The sequence below is a fragment of the Janthinobacterium sp. 13 genome (assembly GCF_002749695.1).
Taxonomy (GTDB): Bacteria; Pseudomonadota; Gammaproteobacteria; order Burkholderiales; family Burkholderiaceae_D; genus Janthinobacterium; species Janthinobacterium kumbetense.
Map to the genome: position 1 here is coordinate 4,512,437 of NZ_PEEQ01000001.1, position 17,479 is coordinate 4,529,915.

Annotated in this window: 15 protein-coding genes; 9 read left to right on the forward strand and 6 right to left on the reverse strand. The window is 61.4% G+C overall.

The features are described from left to right. Window positions 1-70: 70 nt before the first annotated feature. Window positions 71-1,789, reverse strand: a complete 1,719-nt coding sequence (locus tag CLU94_RS19840; RefSeq protein WP_099666884.1) for a methyl-accepting chemotaxis protein — start codon at window positions 1,787-1,789, stop codon at window positions 71-73. Window positions 1,790-1,911: 122 nt separating this feature from the next. After that, window positions 1,912-3,003, reverse strand: a complete 1,092-nt coding sequence (locus CLU94_RS19845) for a patatin-like phospholipase family protein (protein WP_099666885.1) — start codon at window positions 3,001-3,003, stop codon at window positions 1,912-1,914. A 168-nt stretch (window positions 3,004-3,171) separates the two neighbouring features. On the opposite strand from CLU94_RS19845, the gene CLU94_RS19850 reads away from it, so the two are divergent. Further along, window positions 3,172-4,029 carry a hypothetical protein gene (locus CLU94_RS19850; RefSeq protein WP_143451489.1) on the forward strand — a complete coding sequence of 286 codons (858 nt, stop codon included), beginning with the start codon at window positions 3,172-3,174 and terminating at the stop codon, window positions 4,027-4,029. A 68-nt stretch (window positions 4,030-4,097) separates the two neighbouring features. On the opposite strand, the gene tal is transcribed toward CLU94_RS19850, so the two are convergent. Next, window positions 4,098-5,033 (reverse strand): transaldolase, encoded by a 936-nt coding sequence (gene tal, locus CLU94_RS19855; RefSeq protein ID WP_099666887.1) that lies wholly within the window; start codon window positions 5,031-5,033, stop codon window positions 4,098-4,100. Between the two features lie 206 nt (window positions 5,034-5,239). Here tal and CLU94_RS19860 point away from each other — a divergent pair, with 206 nt between their 5' ends. The 7 genes from CLU94_RS19860 to CLU94_RS19890 all read left to right on the forward strand — a co-directional run bounded on the left by CLU94_RS19860 (window position 5,240) and on the right by CLU94_RS19890 (window position 13,399). Next, on the forward strand, window positions 5,240-8,092 hold the full coding sequence (locus tag CLU94_RS19860; protein ID WP_099666888.1) for a type VI secretion system Vgr family protein: 2,853 nt from the start codon (window positions 5,240-5,242) through the stop codon (window positions 8,090-8,092). Between the two features lie 13 nt (window positions 8,093-8,105). After that, on the forward strand, window positions 8,106-9,035 hold the full coding sequence (locus CLU94_RS19865) for a DUF4123 domain-containing protein (RefSeq protein ID WP_099666889.1): 930 nt from the start codon (window positions 8,106-8,108) through the stop codon (window positions 9,033-9,035). 40 nt (window positions 9,036-9,075) lie between these two features. Then, window positions 9,076-9,531, forward strand: a complete 456-nt coding sequence (locus CLU94_RS19870) for a DUF3304 domain-containing protein (protein WP_180278710.1) — start codon at window positions 9,076-9,078, stop codon at window positions 9,529-9,531. Between the two features lie 146 nt (window positions 9,532-9,677). After that, on the forward strand, window positions 9,678-10,133 hold the full coding sequence (locus CLU94_RS19875) for a DUF3304 domain-containing protein (protein WP_099666891.1): 456 nt from the start codon (window positions 9,678-9,680) through the stop codon (window positions 10,131-10,133). A 4-nt stretch (window positions 10,134-10,137) separates the two neighbouring features. Then, entirely contained in the window at window positions 10,138-12,309 is a 2,172-nt protein-coding gene (locus tag CLU94_RS19880) for a phospholipase effector Tle1 domain-containing protein (protein ID WP_099666892.1), read from the forward strand. A gap of 38 nt (window positions 12,310-12,347) precedes the next feature. Beyond that, entirely contained in the window at window positions 12,348-12,800 is a 453-nt protein-coding gene (locus CLU94_RS19885) for a DUF3304 domain-containing protein (RefSeq protein ID WP_099666893.1), read from the forward strand. 146 nt (window positions 12,801-12,946) lie between these two features. Continuing rightward, complete coding sequence (locus CLU94_RS19890) at window positions 12,947-13,399, forward strand: DUF3304 domain-containing protein (RefSeq protein ID WP_099666894.1); 453 nt, start codon at window positions 12,947-12,949, stop codon at window positions 13,397-13,399. Window positions 13,400-13,450: 51 nt separating this feature from the next. Here CLU94_RS19890 and CLU94_RS19895 read toward each other — a convergent pair whose 3' ends face one another. From CLU94_RS19895 to CLU94_RS28120, 3 genes are all read right to left on the reverse strand, one after another. Next, on the reverse strand, window positions 13,451-14,305 hold the full coding sequence (locus CLU94_RS19895) for an SIS domain-containing protein (protein WP_034750862.1): 855 nt from the start codon (window positions 14,303-14,305) through the stop codon (window positions 13,451-13,453). A gap of 131 nt (window positions 14,306-14,436) precedes the next feature. Continuing rightward, window positions 14,437-15,909, reverse strand: a complete 1,473-nt coding sequence (gene zwf, locus CLU94_RS19900) for a glucose-6-phosphate dehydrogenase (RefSeq protein ID WP_034750861.1) — start codon at window positions 15,907-15,909, stop codon at window positions 14,437-14,439. A 96-nt stretch (window positions 15,910-16,005) separates the two neighbouring features. Continuing rightward, entirely contained in the window at window positions 16,006-16,344 is a 339-nt protein-coding gene (locus CLU94_RS28120; RefSeq protein ID WP_143451491.1) for a hypothetical protein, read from the reverse strand. Between the two features lie 126 nt (window positions 16,345-16,470). Here CLU94_RS28120 and CLU94_RS19905 point away from each other — a divergent pair, with 126 nt between their 5' ends. Next, complete coding sequence (locus tag CLU94_RS19905; protein WP_070281275.1) at window positions 16,471-17,424, forward strand: chemotaxis protein; 954 nt, start codon at window positions 16,471-16,473, stop codon at window positions 17,422-17,424. Window positions 17,425-17,479 lie beyond the last annotated feature (55 nt).

Sequence of the window (17,479 nt, forward strand, 5' to 3'; positions counted from 1 at the left end):
GCCACCTGAAACAAGTATCCTCGCGCGCCAGGGCGCTGTCAAACCCTTTCAACTGGCGCCGCCGTCAGCCTTAAAACTCTTCCCAATCCTGCTCGCCCGCTACCTGCGCCTGAGGCTTGCGCGCAGGAGGCGCACTCCTGGCTTCGCTGCCTGGCTGCCTGGCGGGAGTGTTCCTGGCCGCCGGCCTGGCCAGCTTGGCGGCAGCCGGCCGCGCGGCGCGTACCGGCGCCGCCGCGGCCATGTGTTCGAGCTGGAAGCCGGCCGCCACTTGCGCCAGGCGCGCCGCCTGGTCCTGCATGCTTTCGGCGGCGGCCGCCGCTTCCTCCACCAGGGCCGCATTTTGCTGCGTCACCTGGTCCATCTGCGCGATGGCCTGGTTGACCTGGTCGATGCCCATGCTCTGCTCGGCGCTGGCGGCAGTGATCTCGGCCATGATGTCAGTGACCCTGCGCACGCTGTCGACCACTTCGCCCATGGTATTGCCGGCCTGCTGCACCAGCCGCGTGCCGTTGTTGACCTGCTCCACCGAGTCGCCGATCAGGGTCTTGATTTCGCGCGCCGCCGCCGCCGAGCGCTGCGCCAGGCTGCGCACTTCCGTGGCGACGACGGCAAAGCCGCGTCCCTGCTCACCAGCCCGGGCCGCTTCCACGGCCGCGTTCAAGGCCAGGATATTCGTCTGGAAGGCGATGCCGTCGATGACGCCGATGATGTCGACGATTTTCGTCGATGCCGTATCGATGGCGCCCATGGTGTCGACCACCTGGCTGACGATGCTGCCGCCCCGTTCAGCCACGCCGGAGGCGGCCACCGCCATCTGGTTGGCCTGGCGCGCATTGTCCGCATTCTGCTTCACGGTGCTGGTCAGTTCTTCCATCGACGACGCCGTCTCTTCCAGCGAACTGGCCTGCTGTTCCGTGCGCGCCGACAGATCCTGGTTGCCGGCGGCGATTTCGCCCGAGGCCGTGGCAATCGCATTGGTGCCCGTCTGCACTTCCGACACCACCTTGCGCAGTGCCTCGTTCATGCCGTGCAGCGCGCGCATCAGGTCGCCGATTTCATCGCTGGCAGGCGTGCCGAAATGCGTGCGCAAGTCGCCGTCGGCCACCGTTTCGGCCACCTTCACGGCGGCTTTCAACGGTTGCGTGATCGAACGCGTGATCAGCCAGGCGCAGACGCTGCCCAGGGCCACCACCAGCGCGCACAAGGTCAGCAGCAGGGTGAAGCTGCGTTCGTTGGCCGCCTCGATGGCTTGCGCCGTGGCGTCGATGGCCTGGCGCTGCTGCGCCAGCAGGGCCTTGACGTTGTTCTGGTAATTGGTGGCGGCCGGCGCGAAGCTGTCGCGGTAGGTGCTTTCCGCCTGCGCCGCATTGCCCGCCTTGCGCGCATTCATGACCAGGGTCTTGGCATCCTGGTATTTGACGCGCTCGGCGATGGACGATTTGAAGATGGCTTTTTCTTCATCGCTGTCGAGCAGCGCCTCGATTTTCTTCAGCAGTTCGCTGCCCTGTTTCGTGCTGTCGGCGATGGTGTCGGCAAACACGTTCGACAGCGTTTCATCGGTGCTCCTGGCGATCATCGAGGTGCGTGCGATGGCCGAGTAAATCAGCACGTACCAGTCCGATACGAGGCGTTCCTTGGCCAGCGGCTTTTCCATCATTTGCCGCGTCGCTTCGGCATTCACGTGGGCGCTGTACAGCGCGTACGATGTGGAGATCACGGACAGCAGCAGCACCAGCGCGAAGCCTGCAGCCAGGCGCGTGCCGATACGAAGGTGGGAGAGGGCATGCATGGTCGGAACTCCTGTCGCAGAGGGATTGAAGGTTGCCTGTGCGACATAGTATGCACTGATAAGTGACCAATAGGCGAGGGAAAAGCGCGCTTGTTTTGGCGCCTGTTGCAGTCTCGCCCGTGCTACAGATCGAGCGCCTGGCGCAGGTCCGGCTGCTCGGCCCAGCGGGCGAAGGCGGCCGCCATGCGCTCGCTTTCCGCGATGGCGCGGCGCCAGTCGCGCATGCGCGCCGCGTGGTCTTGCCCGTAATTGACGAAGTCGCGCCGGTCCGGCAGCTTGCCGTTGGGCAGGCTGGCCACGAAGGCGGGCGAGGGCGAGACGAGGATCATGTTGTCGAGTGCGCTATCGCCGCTGCGCGCGCGGCGCCAGGGCATGGCCTTGTCCAGCCAGCCAGGCACGATATGGTCGGCAAAGTGCGGGTACAGCACCAGGTCCGGTTCGCGCTGGTAGGGCAGGTGCAGATGGTAGTCGACCAGGCCGCCATCCCAGTAGCGCCCCGGCGGCGCGCCGGCGATGTCCGTGACTGCATCGAGCACGAGCGGGATGGAACCGGAGGCCAGCAGCGCGTCGCGCAGGTTGTCTTGCGCCAGCGGCACGAAATGGGATTGAAAGGCGTCGAAGCGCGAGCGCAGCCAGCTGGCGCCGTCCGGCCCCGCATGGAACACCGCGCGCTCGAGCGAGGCGGCCAGGCGCGCGCGCGCCACGGCGTTACCGGCGGCAGCCAGCAGGAAGCCGCGCCGGTCGCGCCATTTTCCTGGCTGCGCCAGGGCGCCGATGCCGCGCACGGCCAGCACGGACAGGCTATGCCGCGCGTGCTGCAGCAGCTGCGCATCCTGGCCATCGAGGACGGCGTCGAGCAGGGCGCGGCACGTGCGGCTGACGTGCGCTGCGTCGGGTTTGTCGGGGTAGCGCTGGCCCACGTATTCGCGCACCAGGCGGCGCTGCGCTGCCACCGGGTCGGGAAATACGGCGGCGGCCATGCGCCAGGCGCCGATCGAGGCGCCGACGAAGTGGCGCGGGCGCGGCGCTTGCGCCAGGAAGTCGCCGAACAGCCAGCAATCGAGCTGGTGCAGGATCAAGCCTTTCGGCCCGCCCGCGGCGGCAGGGACGATGGCGACGTCAAGCGCGCGCAAGCCGTTGTCGGCAATGCGGGCACGGGCGCGGCGGCCCAGGCGGATGGTGATGGCGGACGAAGCAGGCAGGGTGGAGGACATGCGCGTGGCGGCTGGTGGCGATTGCCTATTGTAGCGATTGTAGCGTCATGCCGCGCCCATGCGCGGCCGCAGGCGTGCGACAGTTGAGAGGAAAAAGCAATATTATCTGAAATGTAAAGATGCCATGCAAGCGTGCCGTCCTTGCCTTTTTTGAATCATAAGGAATACATGAAACAACCAACCTGCGCCTCCCGCCTTGTTCTGCCAGCCTTGCTGGCTGCCACCCTCAGTGCCTGTGGCGGCGGCTCTTCCTCCTCCGATGCCCAGGTCGCCGTGAATCAGGCCACGCCCGTCAATCCACTCCCTCCGGTGACACCGGTTACCCCGCCGCCTGCCGGCAGCGACACGGGCAGCGTCAGCACGCCGTTTGCGAAGGGGCTGAGTCCGCGCTATCTGTTGCTGGCCGTTGCCAGCCAGGCCTACGGCACCCTGGGCAGCGTGACGCAAGACAGTTCCGGCGCCCTGAGCGGGATATCGGGCATCAGCTTCAGCGGCACGCCCGCCATCACGCGCGACGTCGTCGGCGACGCGGCATTTGCGCAGGGACGCTGGTTCACCGGCACCATCACGCGCAGCAGCGGCACTACCGTCATGAGCGGCAACAATGCCAGTGCCCATTACAGCGTCTATAACACGGTGGCGGCCTTGCCCTTCACCGGCGCCTTCCAGTGCGATGCGGGCAAGTTCACGGCGCCCAGCTACACGGGCGGCGCCAGCGTGCAGCAGGACGGCTATTTCGGCACGGCCAGCGGCAGCGCCACCTTGGCCTTCGGCGCCGCGGGCGCCGCGCTGGCCATGACGGTCGATGTCGCGGCCGGCGGCAGCACTGGCAAGGCCAGCGGCACCGGCACGATCAACACGCCGGGCATGACGGTCATCAGCGGCGGCTTCCTGGGCGGCAGCTCGGGCATGCTGCTGGCGCTGGGGGACGGCGGCACGGGAACCTACCTGGTTACGGGCGGTTACAAGGTGGTCATGGCCAACGGCGCCAATTACCAGGGCGTAGCGACCTTCCGCTGCTCCTGATGGCGCGGACATGAAAAAAGCGGCGCCGTGCACTGCACGGACGCCGCTTTTTTACGCCAGTCGTGTGCTTAGCGCAGTGCCGCGATCATCTGTTTCAGCTTGCCGGAGTCGACGCAGAAGGCGCGGATGCCTTCGGCCAGTTTTTCCGTCGCCATCGCGTCTTCATTCATCATGAAGCGGAAGGCTTCTTCGTTCAGCGACATTTGCACGATGTTGGTCGATGGCGCCGCTTCGGCGCTCAGCTTGCGCTCCACCGGCGCATCGCTGTCGGCCAGCTTTTGCAGCAGGTCGGGGCTGATGGTGAGCAGGTCGCAGCCGGCCAGTTCGAGGATTTGCGAGGTGTTGCGGAAGCTCGCGCCCATCACCTCGGTCTTGTAGCCGAACTTGCGGTAGTAATTGTAGATGCGGCGGACCGACTGCACGCCCGGGTCTTCCGCGCCCACGTAGTCGATGCCCGTCGATTTCTTGTACCAGTCGTAGATGCGGCCGACGAACGGCGAAATGAGCTGCGCGCCCGCTTCGGCGCAGGCGATGGCCTGGGCCAGCGAGAACAGCAGGGTCATGTTGCAGCGGATGCCTTCCTTTTCCAGGATGGCGGCGGCGCGGATGCCTTCCCAGGTGGAGGCGATCTTGATCAGCACGCGTTCGCGGGCAATCCCCGCGTTCGAATACAGGGCGATCAGGTCGCGGCCCTTGGCCACCGTGCCTTCCGTGTCGAACGACAGGCGCGCATCGACTTCGGTGGAGACGCGGCCGGGGATGGTTTGCAGGATTTCCACGCCAAAGGCGATCAGCAGGCGGTCGATGATTTCCGCGGTGGAGGCATTCGGATGGTCGCGCACGGCCTTTTCCAGCAGCGGCTTGTATTCATCCTTTTGCACGGCCTTCAGGATCAGCGACGGATTCGTCGTCGCATCGCGCGGCGTGTAAGCCTGGATCGATTGGAAGTCGCCGGTGTCGGCCACCACGGTAGTAAATTGCTTCAGTTGTTCGAGTTGGTTCATGGCTGCACGGGAAAGAGTGAATGGGCTTGCCGGAGTATTGTACCGAATCCCTTGCCCGAAGCAGCGACTATTGTCTTCCCCGGCACTCCTTGTTCAATTGAATCTTGCTTTTTTAAGAACTCGCGCATAATTGCCTGGACTTGTTTATTTTGCACATTGTTTTGACAAGTAATGTGCGATGCCACTTTCCAGATGAAGAGCATCCTTTGACACAAGATATCGTTAGCGCGGTAGCCGCCTTCAATGGCGCGACGCGCCTGTATGCATTGGCCATCGGCGACGATGGCCAGGACAGCGGTTTGCTGGTCGAAGCCTTTGCCGCCGATGACCGGCTGCAAGAGCTTGGCGCGCGCGAGATTATCGCCTTGTCCACGAATGCCGACGTTGCGCTGGCCTCCCTGCTGGGCCAGCCGGCCAGCCTGCAAATCAGCCTGGCCGACGGCACGCGCACGCAGTTTTCCGGCTATATCAGCGCAGCGGCCATGCTGGGCAGCAATGGCGGCCTGGCGCGCTACCGGCTGCGCATCACGCCCTGGCTGTGGCTGCTGACGCAAGTGCGTAACAGCCGCGTATGGCAAGATCGGAGCGTGACGGCCATCGTCGACGAGGTATTGCAAGCCTATGCGCCGCATGCCCTGTGGCAATGGAGCGACGAGGTGGCGCAGTGCATGCAGCAGGCGGGAGAGCGCAGCTATTGCTGCCAGTACCGGGAATCGGACTTCTATTTCGTGCGCCGACTGCTGACGGAGGAGGGCATCGCCTGGCGCTTCGACGAGCACACACTGATTTTGTTCGCCGACAGCAGCCAGCCCTGCGCCACGCCCGAGGATGCCAGCAGCGCGCAGGGCGGCGGCTTGCGCTTTCATGGCGCCAGGGCCGGCGAAGCGAGCGACAGCGTGCAGGCGCTGTGCGCGCGGCGCAGCCTGCACGTCGGGCTGAGCAGCGTGCTGAGCTACGACTACAAGGCCAAGAAGGCGGTCGCCGCCAGCGTGCCGACGAATATGGCCATCGGCGGCCAGCATGCGCCGGTGCTGGAAAGCTACGATACGCCGGGCCAGTACTGGTATGCGAATGGCGCGCAGGCACAGCACTATGCCGCGTTGCAGATGCAGGCCCGCGAAGCGCGCGCCCAGCTGTGGCAGGCGCGCTCGACGGTACGCACCTTGCGCGCCGGCACGCGGTTTACCCTGATGCAGGGACCGTTGCCGCAGGCCGATGGCGCCGCGTCCGACTATGTCGTGCTCCGGGTGGCGAGCATCGGCATCAACAACCTGCCGGCGCCCGCCTCCCAGGCGCTGGCTGAACTGTTCGGCCCGGTGCCCGAACTGCTGGACGAAGCCATGCCCGGGCTGGGCGACGGCTTTGCCGACTTTGCCGCCGCGATTGCGCAGGCGCAAGCCAGCGGTTACGCCAATTGCATCGAGATGATCGCCGCAGCGACGCCATGGCGTCCTGTGCATGGCGACAACGACGCGCGCCACCATCCGAAGCCGACGGCCCGCGGCAGCCAGAGCGCCATCGTCGTCGGTGCCGACGGCGGCGCCAGCGGCGGTAGCGGCAGCGAGATCCATTGCGACAAGCTGGGCCGGGTGCGCATCCGTTTCCACTGGCAGCAGGAGGGCGGCGCCACCTGCTGGGTACGCGTGGCGCAGCGCTCGGCCGGCGGCGGCATGGGTAGCCAGTTCCTGCCGCGCATCGGCCAGGAAGTGCTGGTGCAATTCCTGGAAAACGATATCGACCGCCCCATCATCGTCGGCGCCCTGTACAACGGGCAGGGCGAGGGCGGCGTCGCGCCCTCGCCGGGCGGGCTGGCAGAGCAACCGTCCGATGCCAGCGTATTCGAGCCGGCGCGCGACCATGCGCCGTGGGCGCAGGGCAACGTGGCCGGCGGCAACAGCCCGGTCTGGCATGGCGCGGCCGGCGGCAGCGCCGGCCACCGCAACGGCGCGGCGCAATGGGGTATCCGCAGCAAGGAATTCGGCGCCGCCGGCTACAACCAGTTGCTGTTCGACGATACCGACCAGCAGGGGCGCATCCAGCTCAAGAGCAGCCATGCGGCAAGCGAACTCAATCTTGGTCACCTGATCCATGCGGCCGACAATTACCGGGGCAGCCTGCGCGGCACGGGCGCCGAGCTGCGCACCGACGCTTACGGCGCCGTGCGGGCCGGCGCCGGGCTCCTGATTTCCAGCTACCTCGTCAACCACGACGCGCAGGCGCGCGATCCGGCCGGCGACAATGCGCCGGGCATGGTCTTGCTCAAGCAGGCGGCCAAGCTGGGTGCAACCTTCAGCGCCGCCGCCGTCACGCACAAGACGGTCGCGTATGCCAGCCACCTGGGGCCGGCCAAGGCGAATGCCAGCGTGCTCGACGAAAAGGCGTCGCCCCTGCCGGCGTTTTTGACCAGCGTCTCCGGCATGCTGAGCCAGGACGATACGGCCGCCGCCAGGCGCGACGCGGCGGGCAAGCCGACCAGCCCCGGCGACGGCAAGTTGCCGCACAGCAGCGACGCCATCATCGCCATCGCTGCCCGCGCCGGCCTGGGCGTGCTGGCGGGCCAGGACATCCAGCTGGCGAACGGCGAAACCACCTCCTTGATGAGCGGCCTGGACACCCAGTTCGTCGGCGGCGGCCAGTTGCGCGTGCACAGCGGGCAGGCCATCGGCGCCCTGGCCGGGGTGGTCAAGGCGGGCGAGAACAATATCGGCCTGCAACTGATCGCCGCCAAACAGGCCATCGACCTGCAGGCGCAGGCCGACGTGCTCAACGTGCAGGCGCGCGAGGAAGTCAACATCGTCAGCGCCGCCGCGCACATCGACTGGGCGGCGGCGAAAAGCATCCGCCTGTCGACGGCGGGCGGGGCGAACATCACGATCGAGGGCGGCAACATCACCGTGCAGTGTCCGGGCAAGATCACGGTGCATGCCGGCAAGAAGAGTTTTATCGGGCCGGAAAGGCTCGCTTATCCGTTGCCGGCGCTGCCTGCCAGCGTCTGCAAGGCGTGCCTGCTGGCGGCGTTGCGTAGCGGCAGCCCGTTTGTCGCGCCCACGGCAGCCTAGAAAAGGAATCCTGATGTACTTTGCCATCGATCTTCCTGACCCTGCGGTTCCAGCGCAGATCGCGCAGCAACTGCAAGCCTTGCGTGAGGAAGCGGCGGTGGCGAACGGCGGCCAGCCCTTGCACTTGCTGGCGCTGCTGGACGGCGCCTGCGATGAGGAGTTTTTCACCAAGCGCTACCCGAGCCGCTTGCGGCGCCAGTCGCTGTATGCGCACACCTCGCTGCAAAACTTCAAGAGTGCCGCACCGCATTTAATGGCGGCGCCACAGGCAAGCAGCGAGCAGGCCGAGTGGCTGCAGCGCCTGTTCTCGCTGTGCGCGGGCAAGCCCATGCTCAGCATCATCGCCAGCACGCTCGATATCGACCGGCTGGAGCAGCATCTGCGCCCCTATTTGATTGCCATCACGCCAGACACCGTCGAATGGCCCGTGCGCTGGGCCGATAGCCGCACATTGCCGGCCTTGCTGGCAGCCTTGACTGAAACGCAGTCTGCGCATTTGCTGAGCCCCATCTACCGCTGGTGGTCGCTGCGGCGCGATGGTTCCCTGATCAGTTGGCAGGGTGAGGCGCTGCCCAGTCCCGTTCCGGCGGAGTTTGACAAATTCCCGCTCAGCGACGCCGCCTTCGCAGCCCTGGTGGATATCGCCGAAGCCGATGCCATCCTGGCCAATCTGCATGATGTGCAGCCGGACCTGTTTCATTCCGGCACCCCGGCCGAGTGCCACGCGCGCGTGGCGCGTCATTTACTAGTGGCAAGCGCCAGCGGCATCGAGGCGGCAGGCCAGCGTCAGCATTTCAGCGCCCTGGCCTTGATGCTGGCCGATGATTTTACCGTGCATCCGGCGATGGCCAGCCTGTTGCGGCGCACGCGCCAAGGTGCGAATTACCTGTCCGAACTCGACACGCTGCCCGACGATTTCTGGCAGGCGCGCTCGGCTGCCTAGCCTTGTTCCCTCAACTGCTCACTTTTATAAAAGGAAAATCATGAAATGGATTATTTATCTTGGCACCGCCTTGCTGCTGAGCGGTTGCGCCCTCAAGACCAGGCAGGTTGAGCAAGTCGGCCCAAGTCCTACCGCGACAGCGCAGGTGGGTATTGTCAACCATACGGGGAAATATATTTATTCCGCATCGGTGGATGGGGCCGGAGGCGCCAACATGGCCAGGTGGGGGGCGGGGGGGGCAGAAATCTGTTGCGCCTCTATCCCGAGAGTGTGGTATCCGGGAATGAAAGTCCTGGTGCGTTGGAATATGCCTGAAGGGCATACCGACGTTATCAAAGAAAAAATGGTGGAAGTGGAAAAATACGATGAAACGGGAAGTATTTATATCCATTTTTTTCCAGACGATGAAGTTCGGGTTGTGGTTTCAATTTATCCCGGATATAGCACTGCTCATCCGATACGTCACTATGGAAAACCGGAAAATATCAATCCGTAGGAGTTTATTGCGATCAATGAAACTCTACTCTTGCACATTTTCCTGGTTTTTCTTAAACCATTTGCGACGCGTGGGAGTTCTATGTTTTCTATTGTCATATGTGGCAGTAAAATGAAAAATGGCGTGGTATTTTTTATAAGGTGCAAATGATGAAATGGATTATTTATCTTGGTGCGGCCTTGCTGCTGAACGGCTGCGCCTTCAAGGCCCGGCAGGTTGAGGACGTCAATCCAAGTCCTACCGCGACGGCGCAGGTGGGTATTGTCAACCATACGGGGAAGTATATTTATTCCGCGTCAGTGGATGGAGCGGGAGGCGCCAATATGGCCAGGTGGGGAGCGGGGGGAGCTGATGTTTGCTGTGCTTCTATTCCTCGGGTATGGTATCCGGGAATGATGGTTCGGGTGCGATGGGATATGCCGGAAGAACATACGCATATTGTCAAAGAAAAAATGGTTGAAGTGGAAAAATACGATGAACCAGGGGATATCTATATGCATTTCTTCCCCAATGATGAGGTGAGAGTCGTCGTGTCAAATGCTGGAGGGGGGGCAAAAACTCATCCTATTCTTCACTCCGGAAAACCTGCCAATATTCCTTGATATTATGATCAGTGAAACTCCCCATTCCGCGCCGTTTCCCGTCGGTTTTTTTTTAAAGCCGTTGACGAAAGAGCAATCCGAAATTGCCAAGGAGGCATGTGAAAAGAAAGATGGCGCGCCGTGCAGTATTCCAGTGAGGGTTGGACTTTTCTTTGATGGAACCAATAATAATCTGGAGCGCGATAGGAATGGGGTTAGGACAGGTGTGCTCGATCCAAGAACAAAAAAGCCCATTCCTATAGCTAATGTTGTGGTCGACCCCAATAGTGCCAGCCATAGCAATGTGGCGCGGCTATTTTCGAGTTTTCCCTCGAATAAACGGGGTGCGGGATATTTTCGAAATTATATTCCTGGCGTGGGAACGCCATTTAAGGAAATTGGTGAATTGACTGAATCGGACGAGGGGAAGGCTTTTGCCAAAGGAGGGCAGCCGCGTATTATCTGGGGCTTATTGCAGGTTTTAAATGCAATTCATCGAACGGTTTATGGAGATGAAACTCCATTATATAAATCAGATAAGGCTGGCGAACTTGCCCGTACTTATGATAATGCCGTAGGCCACAAAAAGGTGCCGCATCCCTCAACCGGCAGGGAGCGCTTCATGACCCACTCGGACTGGTTCGCTGAGCATATTGAAAAACTCAAAGTGGCGGTGGCGGCACAACCCAAGCCGCATATTCCATCGCTGACCTTGTCGGTGTTCGGTTTTTCGCGTGGCGCCGCCGAGGCGGTGGCATTCTGCCAGCTGTTTGCCGATTTGCTCACGCCGGGCAAAGGTGAGGGGCAGGAGTTTGCCGGCATTCCGGCCAGCATCGATTTTCTTGGCGTATTCGACACGGTGGCAACCGTGGGCAGTTCGGCGTCTGTCGCGAAAACCACGATCGCGCCTGGCGCGATGTTCGATGGCCATTGGGCCTGGGCCAATGAATTGCTCAAGCCGCTGCCTCGCTGCGTTCAGGCAGGCTTGCATTGCATTGCCACGCATGAGCAGCGCATGAATTTCCCCGTTACACGCTTGGAAGGGAAAATCGAGGAAGTGTATTTTCCTGGCGTGCACTCCGACGTGGGAGGCGGCTATGGTCCGGGCGAGCAGGGAAAGGGACGCGGCGGACAAGCAGCCTTGTTGTCGCAAATTCCGCTGGCGCATATGTTCAAGGAGGCGCGCCTCAAGGGAGTGCCTTTGATACCGTTCAGCGAACTGGAGGCAACGGACCGAGATGATTTCCAGGTCAGTCAAGAGCTTGCCAAGGCATGGGAAGCATATACCGCCGCGCTTAACAAGCAAGGCGCCTTGCTGAGCAAGCATATGGAGCTGTATTACCGCTGGCGCGCCGTGCGCGTCAAGACCCTGGAAGCCACGGCCAGCTTCAATGCGGCCAACGCGCAAGAGCGGGAGGATCTGGGTTCCTACAACCGCTTGCTGGCAGGCGATCTGGAAGCGTTGCGCGCGCGCAAAGCCTTTCGTCATGGTGATGAGGATAAACCGTTCAGCGCCCGGGATATTGCGCGCATCAATCACTGGCAATACTATCGCGCGCAAAATCATACACCGCTGGATGACTGGGAAGCTTGGGCGCTCGACATATTCGATCACCCAAAACCACTGCCGCCCGAAGTGATGCGTTTTTTTGACGACTATGTACACGATTCCCTGGCCGGATTCTATATGGCGGGCGAAGTGACGGAATACGATAAACGGGCCAAGATCGCCTCGTTCGCCGATAAACCGCCTGAAGAAGGCTTTTATAAACGCGCGTATGAACTGAGCCGAAAGACCGAAGTTGCGCAATTGAAACAGAAGAATGGCGAAGCATTGACGCCGGAAGAGGACGCACTGGTCAAGGAAGCGCAGTACGGCACCCCCTACCCAATCCGTACGGATGCCGACAGCGCCGACATGCGCAGTGCGGTGATCACCACGCAAACCTATACGCGTCGCGAGGGTGGCGGCTATATCTTGCGCCGTGGCTACTACCCGCAAAGCGGCTTTTTCCGGAAAAGCGTGCACGAGAAGGAATTGCAACGCATGCCGACGGCCGGCATCCAGGCGGAAGAAGCACCCGAAAAATTCGTGTGGAGTGAAAACTTAACACAGGATATTGCGCAGGCCAAAGCCGATGAAGAGATTTACCTGGCGCAGCAGCGCTATGCAACGCGAGCAGAGGCGCTCGCATAGGGCGTGATTTCAGCGCGGCTGGAGCCGAAAGGAAAATCATGAAATGGATTATTTATCTTGGCACTGCTTTGCTGCTGAGCGGCTGTGCGTTCACGGCCAAGCAGGTTGAGGACGCCGGCTCAAGTGCTACCGCGACGGCGCAGGTGGGTATTGTCAACCATACGGGGAAGTATATTTACTCCGCATCGGTGGATGGGGCAGGAGGCGCCAATATGGCCAGATGGGGAGCGGGAGGAGCCGAGGTTTGCTGCGCATCCATCCCGCGGGTATGGTATGCGGGGATGATGGTTCTAGTGCGGTGGGATATGCCGGAAGAGCATACGCATATTGTCAAAGAAAAAATGGTGGAAGTGGAAAAATACGATGAGCCCGGGGATATCTATATGCATTTCTTCCCCGATGACGGGGTGAGAGTGGTTGTGTCAAATGTGGACGGCGATAGTAAAATTCATCCTATTCTTCATTCTGGAAAGCCTGCCAATCTTCCTTGATAGGATGATCGATAAAAATTTCTTTTCTGGACCGATTCCCATCACTTTTTCTTGAGGCATTCAAGCGTGGGCAGTCCCCTATTTTTATTGCCGTATGTGGCAGTGAAGTAGAAAAACCACGTGGCATTTTTTGCAAGGTGAAAATTATGAAATGGATTATTTATCTTGGCACTGCCCTGCTGCTGAGCGGCTGTGCCCTCAAGGCCAGGCAGGTCGAGGAAGCCCGCCCAAGTCCTACCGCGACGGCGCAGGTGGGTATTGTGAACCATACCGGGAATTTTATTTACTCCGCGTCGGTGGATGGAGCCGGAGGCGCGGATATGGCGAGATGGGGGGCGGGAGGAGCAGAAATCTGTTGCGCCTCTATCCCGAGAGTGTGGTATCCCAGAATGATGGTTCGGGTGCGGTGGGATATGCCGGATGGACTACAGCATATTATTAAAGAAAAAATGGTGGAAGTGGAAAAATATGATAGGCCAGGAGATATCTATATGCATTTTTTTGAAAATGACGAGGTGAGAGTGGTTGTGTCAAATGTGGATGGCGATAGTAAAATTCATCCTATTCTTCATTCCGGAAAACCGGCTGATATGCCTTGATGCCTGTCGCACAAAGCAGAGGCTCCAGCGAGGCTGGAGCCGATGGGTGGATCAGCCGATGAAGGAGTCGAACTGCATGTCGAATTCCTGCAGCGCCTTCTGCGCGTTCTGCATCTTCTTGCGGAACTCGGGGCCCCGTTGCAGGGCCAGGCCAACGGCCAGCACGTCGATCACCACCAGGTAGGCCAGGCGGGCGGAAATCGGGGTGTAGGGGTCGGTATTGAAGACCAGGTCTATCGGGATCAACACGGTCGCCAGGTCGGCCAGCGGCGTGCCGGACGGGGCAAGCACGACGACGTCGGCGCCGCCGCGGCGCGCCAGTTTCACGGAGCGGACCAAGGCGGGGCTGTTGCCGCGCTGCGAGATCGCCACCAGGCAGTCGCCGCCGCGCAGCAGGGCCGCCGCAATGCTGTGGATGTTCGGGTCGCTGTAAGCCACCGTCGGCACGCCCGAGCGGAAGAACTTGTGCTGCGCGTCGGCCGCCACGATGCCCGACGTGCCCTGGCCATAGAATTCAATCTTGCTGGCGCGCGACAGGATGTCGAGCGCGCGCTGGATCGCTTCCGGGTTCAGGTTGTTGCGCAGGTCGAGCAGGGTGTTGATCGAGCGGCTGCAGATTTTATTCACGAGGTCGGCAGCCAGGTCGTCCTGCGCCGGCTGCTCGTTCGCGCCCGGCATGGCCAGGGCCAGGCCCTGCGCCAGCTTCAGCTTGAATTCATGCCAGCCGTCGTAGCCCAGGGTGCGGCAAAAGCGCACCACGGTCGGTTCCGACACCTGTGCGCTTTTCGCCAGCGCCGTGATGTTCTGGCTGACCGTCTGGTTAGGCTGGTCAAGCACGGCCAAGGCGACCTTCTTCTCCGACTTGGAGAGCGAATCGAGCTGGGTGCGGATGGAGTCAAGCAGCATCAGGGTAATCTTCTGGGTTAGTTTTCGGGAACTCGGGGACTGGCAACGGTGAAGCAGGGAATTCGTGGAGCACCGCTCCACGCCTGCGTAACGGTCTGGCCTTGCAAGGCCAGACTCCTTGCGCTTCCAAACTAGTCTTCAGGAAGCGCCTCTTCACGCCACTGCAAGCCATCGCGGCCGATCAGGGCGCTGGCGGCCGCGGGGCCCCAGGTGCCGGCCGTGTAGGGAATCGGCGCGCTGTCGTTCTGTTCCCAGTTGTCGAGAATCGGCTCGACCCATTCCCAGGCCGCTTCCAGTTCGTCGCCGCGCATGAACAGGGTCAGCTGGCCGCGCAGGACGTCGAGCAGCAAACGCTCGTAGGCGTCCATGCGCGGGGTCTTGAACGATTCGCGGAAATCGAGTTCCAGTTCCGCCGGTTTCAAGCGCATGCCGTCGCCCGGGGTTTTCGCCATCAGGTTCATGCGCAAGCCTTCGTCCGGCTGCAAGCGGATCACCAGGCAGTTCGGCTGGAAGCTCGACGTGGGCTGGTTGAAGATCGAGTGCGGAATCTGCTTGAAGCGCACGACGATCTCGGCCAGGCTGTCGGCCATGCGCTTGCCCGTGCGCAGGTAGAACGGCACGCCGGCCCAGCGCCAGGTGTCGATTTCCGCCTTCAGCGCAACGAAGGTTTCGGTGCGCGAGTGTTCCGGCGCGTCCGGCTCGTCGCGGTAGCTCGGCACGGTGGCGCCATCGACGTGGCCGGCGCGGTACTGGCCGCGCACGATGTTTTGCGCCAGGGTGGTAGGCGTGAATTTTTTCAGCGAGCGCAACACTTGCAGTTTTTCATCGCGTACGGCGTCCGGCGCGATCGAGGTCGGCGGCTCCATGGCGACGATGCACAGCAGTTGCAGCAAGTGGTTTTGCAGCATGTCGCGCAGCGCGCCCGAGGTGTCGTAGTAACCCATGCGGTTGCCCACGCCCAGCTTTTCGGCGATGGTGATCTGCACGTCGGAAATCCATTCGCGGCGCCACAGCGGTTCGAATAGGATGTTGCCGAAGCGCAGGGCCAGCAAGTTCTGCACGGTTTCCTTGCCCAGGTAATGGTCGATGCGGTAAATCTGCGATTCCTGGAAGACCTTGCCCACTTCGGCATTGATCTGCTTGGCGCTGGCCAGGTCGCGGCCCAGCGGTTTTTCCAGGACCACGCGCGAATTCGGCGTCACCAGGCCGTTGTCTTCCAGGTTGTCGCAGATGAGGGCGAACAAATGCGGCGGCGTCGCCAGGTAGTACACGCGCGTCAGGTCGGCATCGCCGCGCAGCGCTTCGACCAGCGGCGCGTACGTGGCCGCATCGCTGGCGTTGAGCGACACATACACGATGCGCGCGCAGAATTTGCTCCAGGTGGCGGCATTCAGGGTGCTGGCCTTGATGTGGGGACGCGAGTTGGTCTCTACCATTTTCAGGAAAGCATCCTGGCCGCTGTCCTGGCGGCCCACGCAGATGATGCGCGCCGTCGGCGGCAAATCGTTCGCGACGTCGCGCGCATACATTGCAGGCAACAACTTGCGCATTGCTAAATCGCCGCTGCCGCCAAACAGGACCAGGTCAAAATCGGTAAGTGCCATAAGTGAGTGTCGTCGCAAAAGTAAAAGGGCCGGAGCGGGGAGGAAGCCGACCGGAAGTGCCAGTCTGTCGCTACTATAATCGATGGTGTAAATTTACTACGTAGAACAGGCAATTGCAAGAAATTTTACTACATTCCATCCGCTGCCGTCGCCATTTTGCCCGGTATGCATGCCAGCGATGTCGGCCTGGCCATTATATGCCGTTCGCCGGCGTCGGCGCAGCGTCCTGCTTTTCATTGGCTTTTCAAAGCAACCATGGTTGCCAGGGAAATTTTCGATTCTCTCCATCATCATTTGCGCTGTAGCAACAAGCAAATCAAGAAATACTGTCAGGATCGCTGTTGGCAGCGTAAAGTAGCTTTGAAGAAAGTAAAAAACCGTATAATTCAAGCTCGAATCGATAGCAACTATTGGTTGTAAGAAATTGTACGACATACACTGCACCGCTAGCGCCGGCCATGCCCCGAACCCGCCATCCGACGTCCATGCGACGTGCAGTCCGCACTGTCCGCAGCATCAGGGCAGGCGACTTAACTTTACAAGACGGCTCAAGGGGACACAATGAATTCAATGCAGCAAGATGTCGATGAACGCACCAGCCTGACAGGCAATAACAAATTCGAACTGTTCCTGTTCAAGCTGGGCACCAGTGATCACTCGACCAGCCGCGAACTATTCGGCATCAATGTGTTCAAAGTCCGTGAAATCATGGAAATGCCGGCCATCACGGCCGTAGCCGGTTCGCACCCCCACATGCTGGGCGTGGTCAACATCCGTGGCCAGATCGTGCCCGTGATCGACTTGCCGATGGCGGTCGGCTGCAAGAGCAATGGTTTGAAGATCCTGATGGTGACCGAATTTGCCCGCTCGACACAGGCGTTTGCCGTGGAAGAGGTCGATGAAATCGTGCGCCTGGAATGGAATCAGGTGCTGTCGGCCGAATCGAGCGTCGGCGGCGGCCTCGTCACCAGCATCGCGCGCCTCGATGGCGACACGGACAAGACGCGTCTGGCCCAAGTGCTTGATGTGGAACAAATCCTGCGCAACGTGCTGCCGTCGGGCGACCCGGATGTGGACGAGAACAGCATCGGCCCGCAAGTGCGCTTGCCGGCCGGCGCCGTGATCCTCGCGGCCGACGATTCCTCGCTGGCCCGCTCGCTGATCGAAAAGGGCCTCGAAGCGATGGGCGTGCCTTTCATCATGACCAAGACGGGCAAGGAAGCGTGGGAGCGCCTGCAGGCGATCTCGGCCCAGGCCGCCACGGAAGGCAAGACGGCGAAAGACAAGGTCGCGCTGGTGCTGACCGACCTGGAAATGCCGGAAATGGATGGTTTTACCCTGACGCGCAACATCAAGAACGATGGCCGCTTCGCCAACATCCCCGTGGTGATCCACTCGTCGCTGACGGGTTCTACCAACGAAGACCACGTCAAGGGCGTGGGCGCCGATGGTTATGTCGCCAAGTTTGTGGCCGCTGAACTGGCGGAGACGATCCGTAAAGTACTGGCGCGCTGATTCGCGCGCTCGCATGTGAAAAAGCGCCGGTACCCGCGAGGGTCCGGCGCTTTTT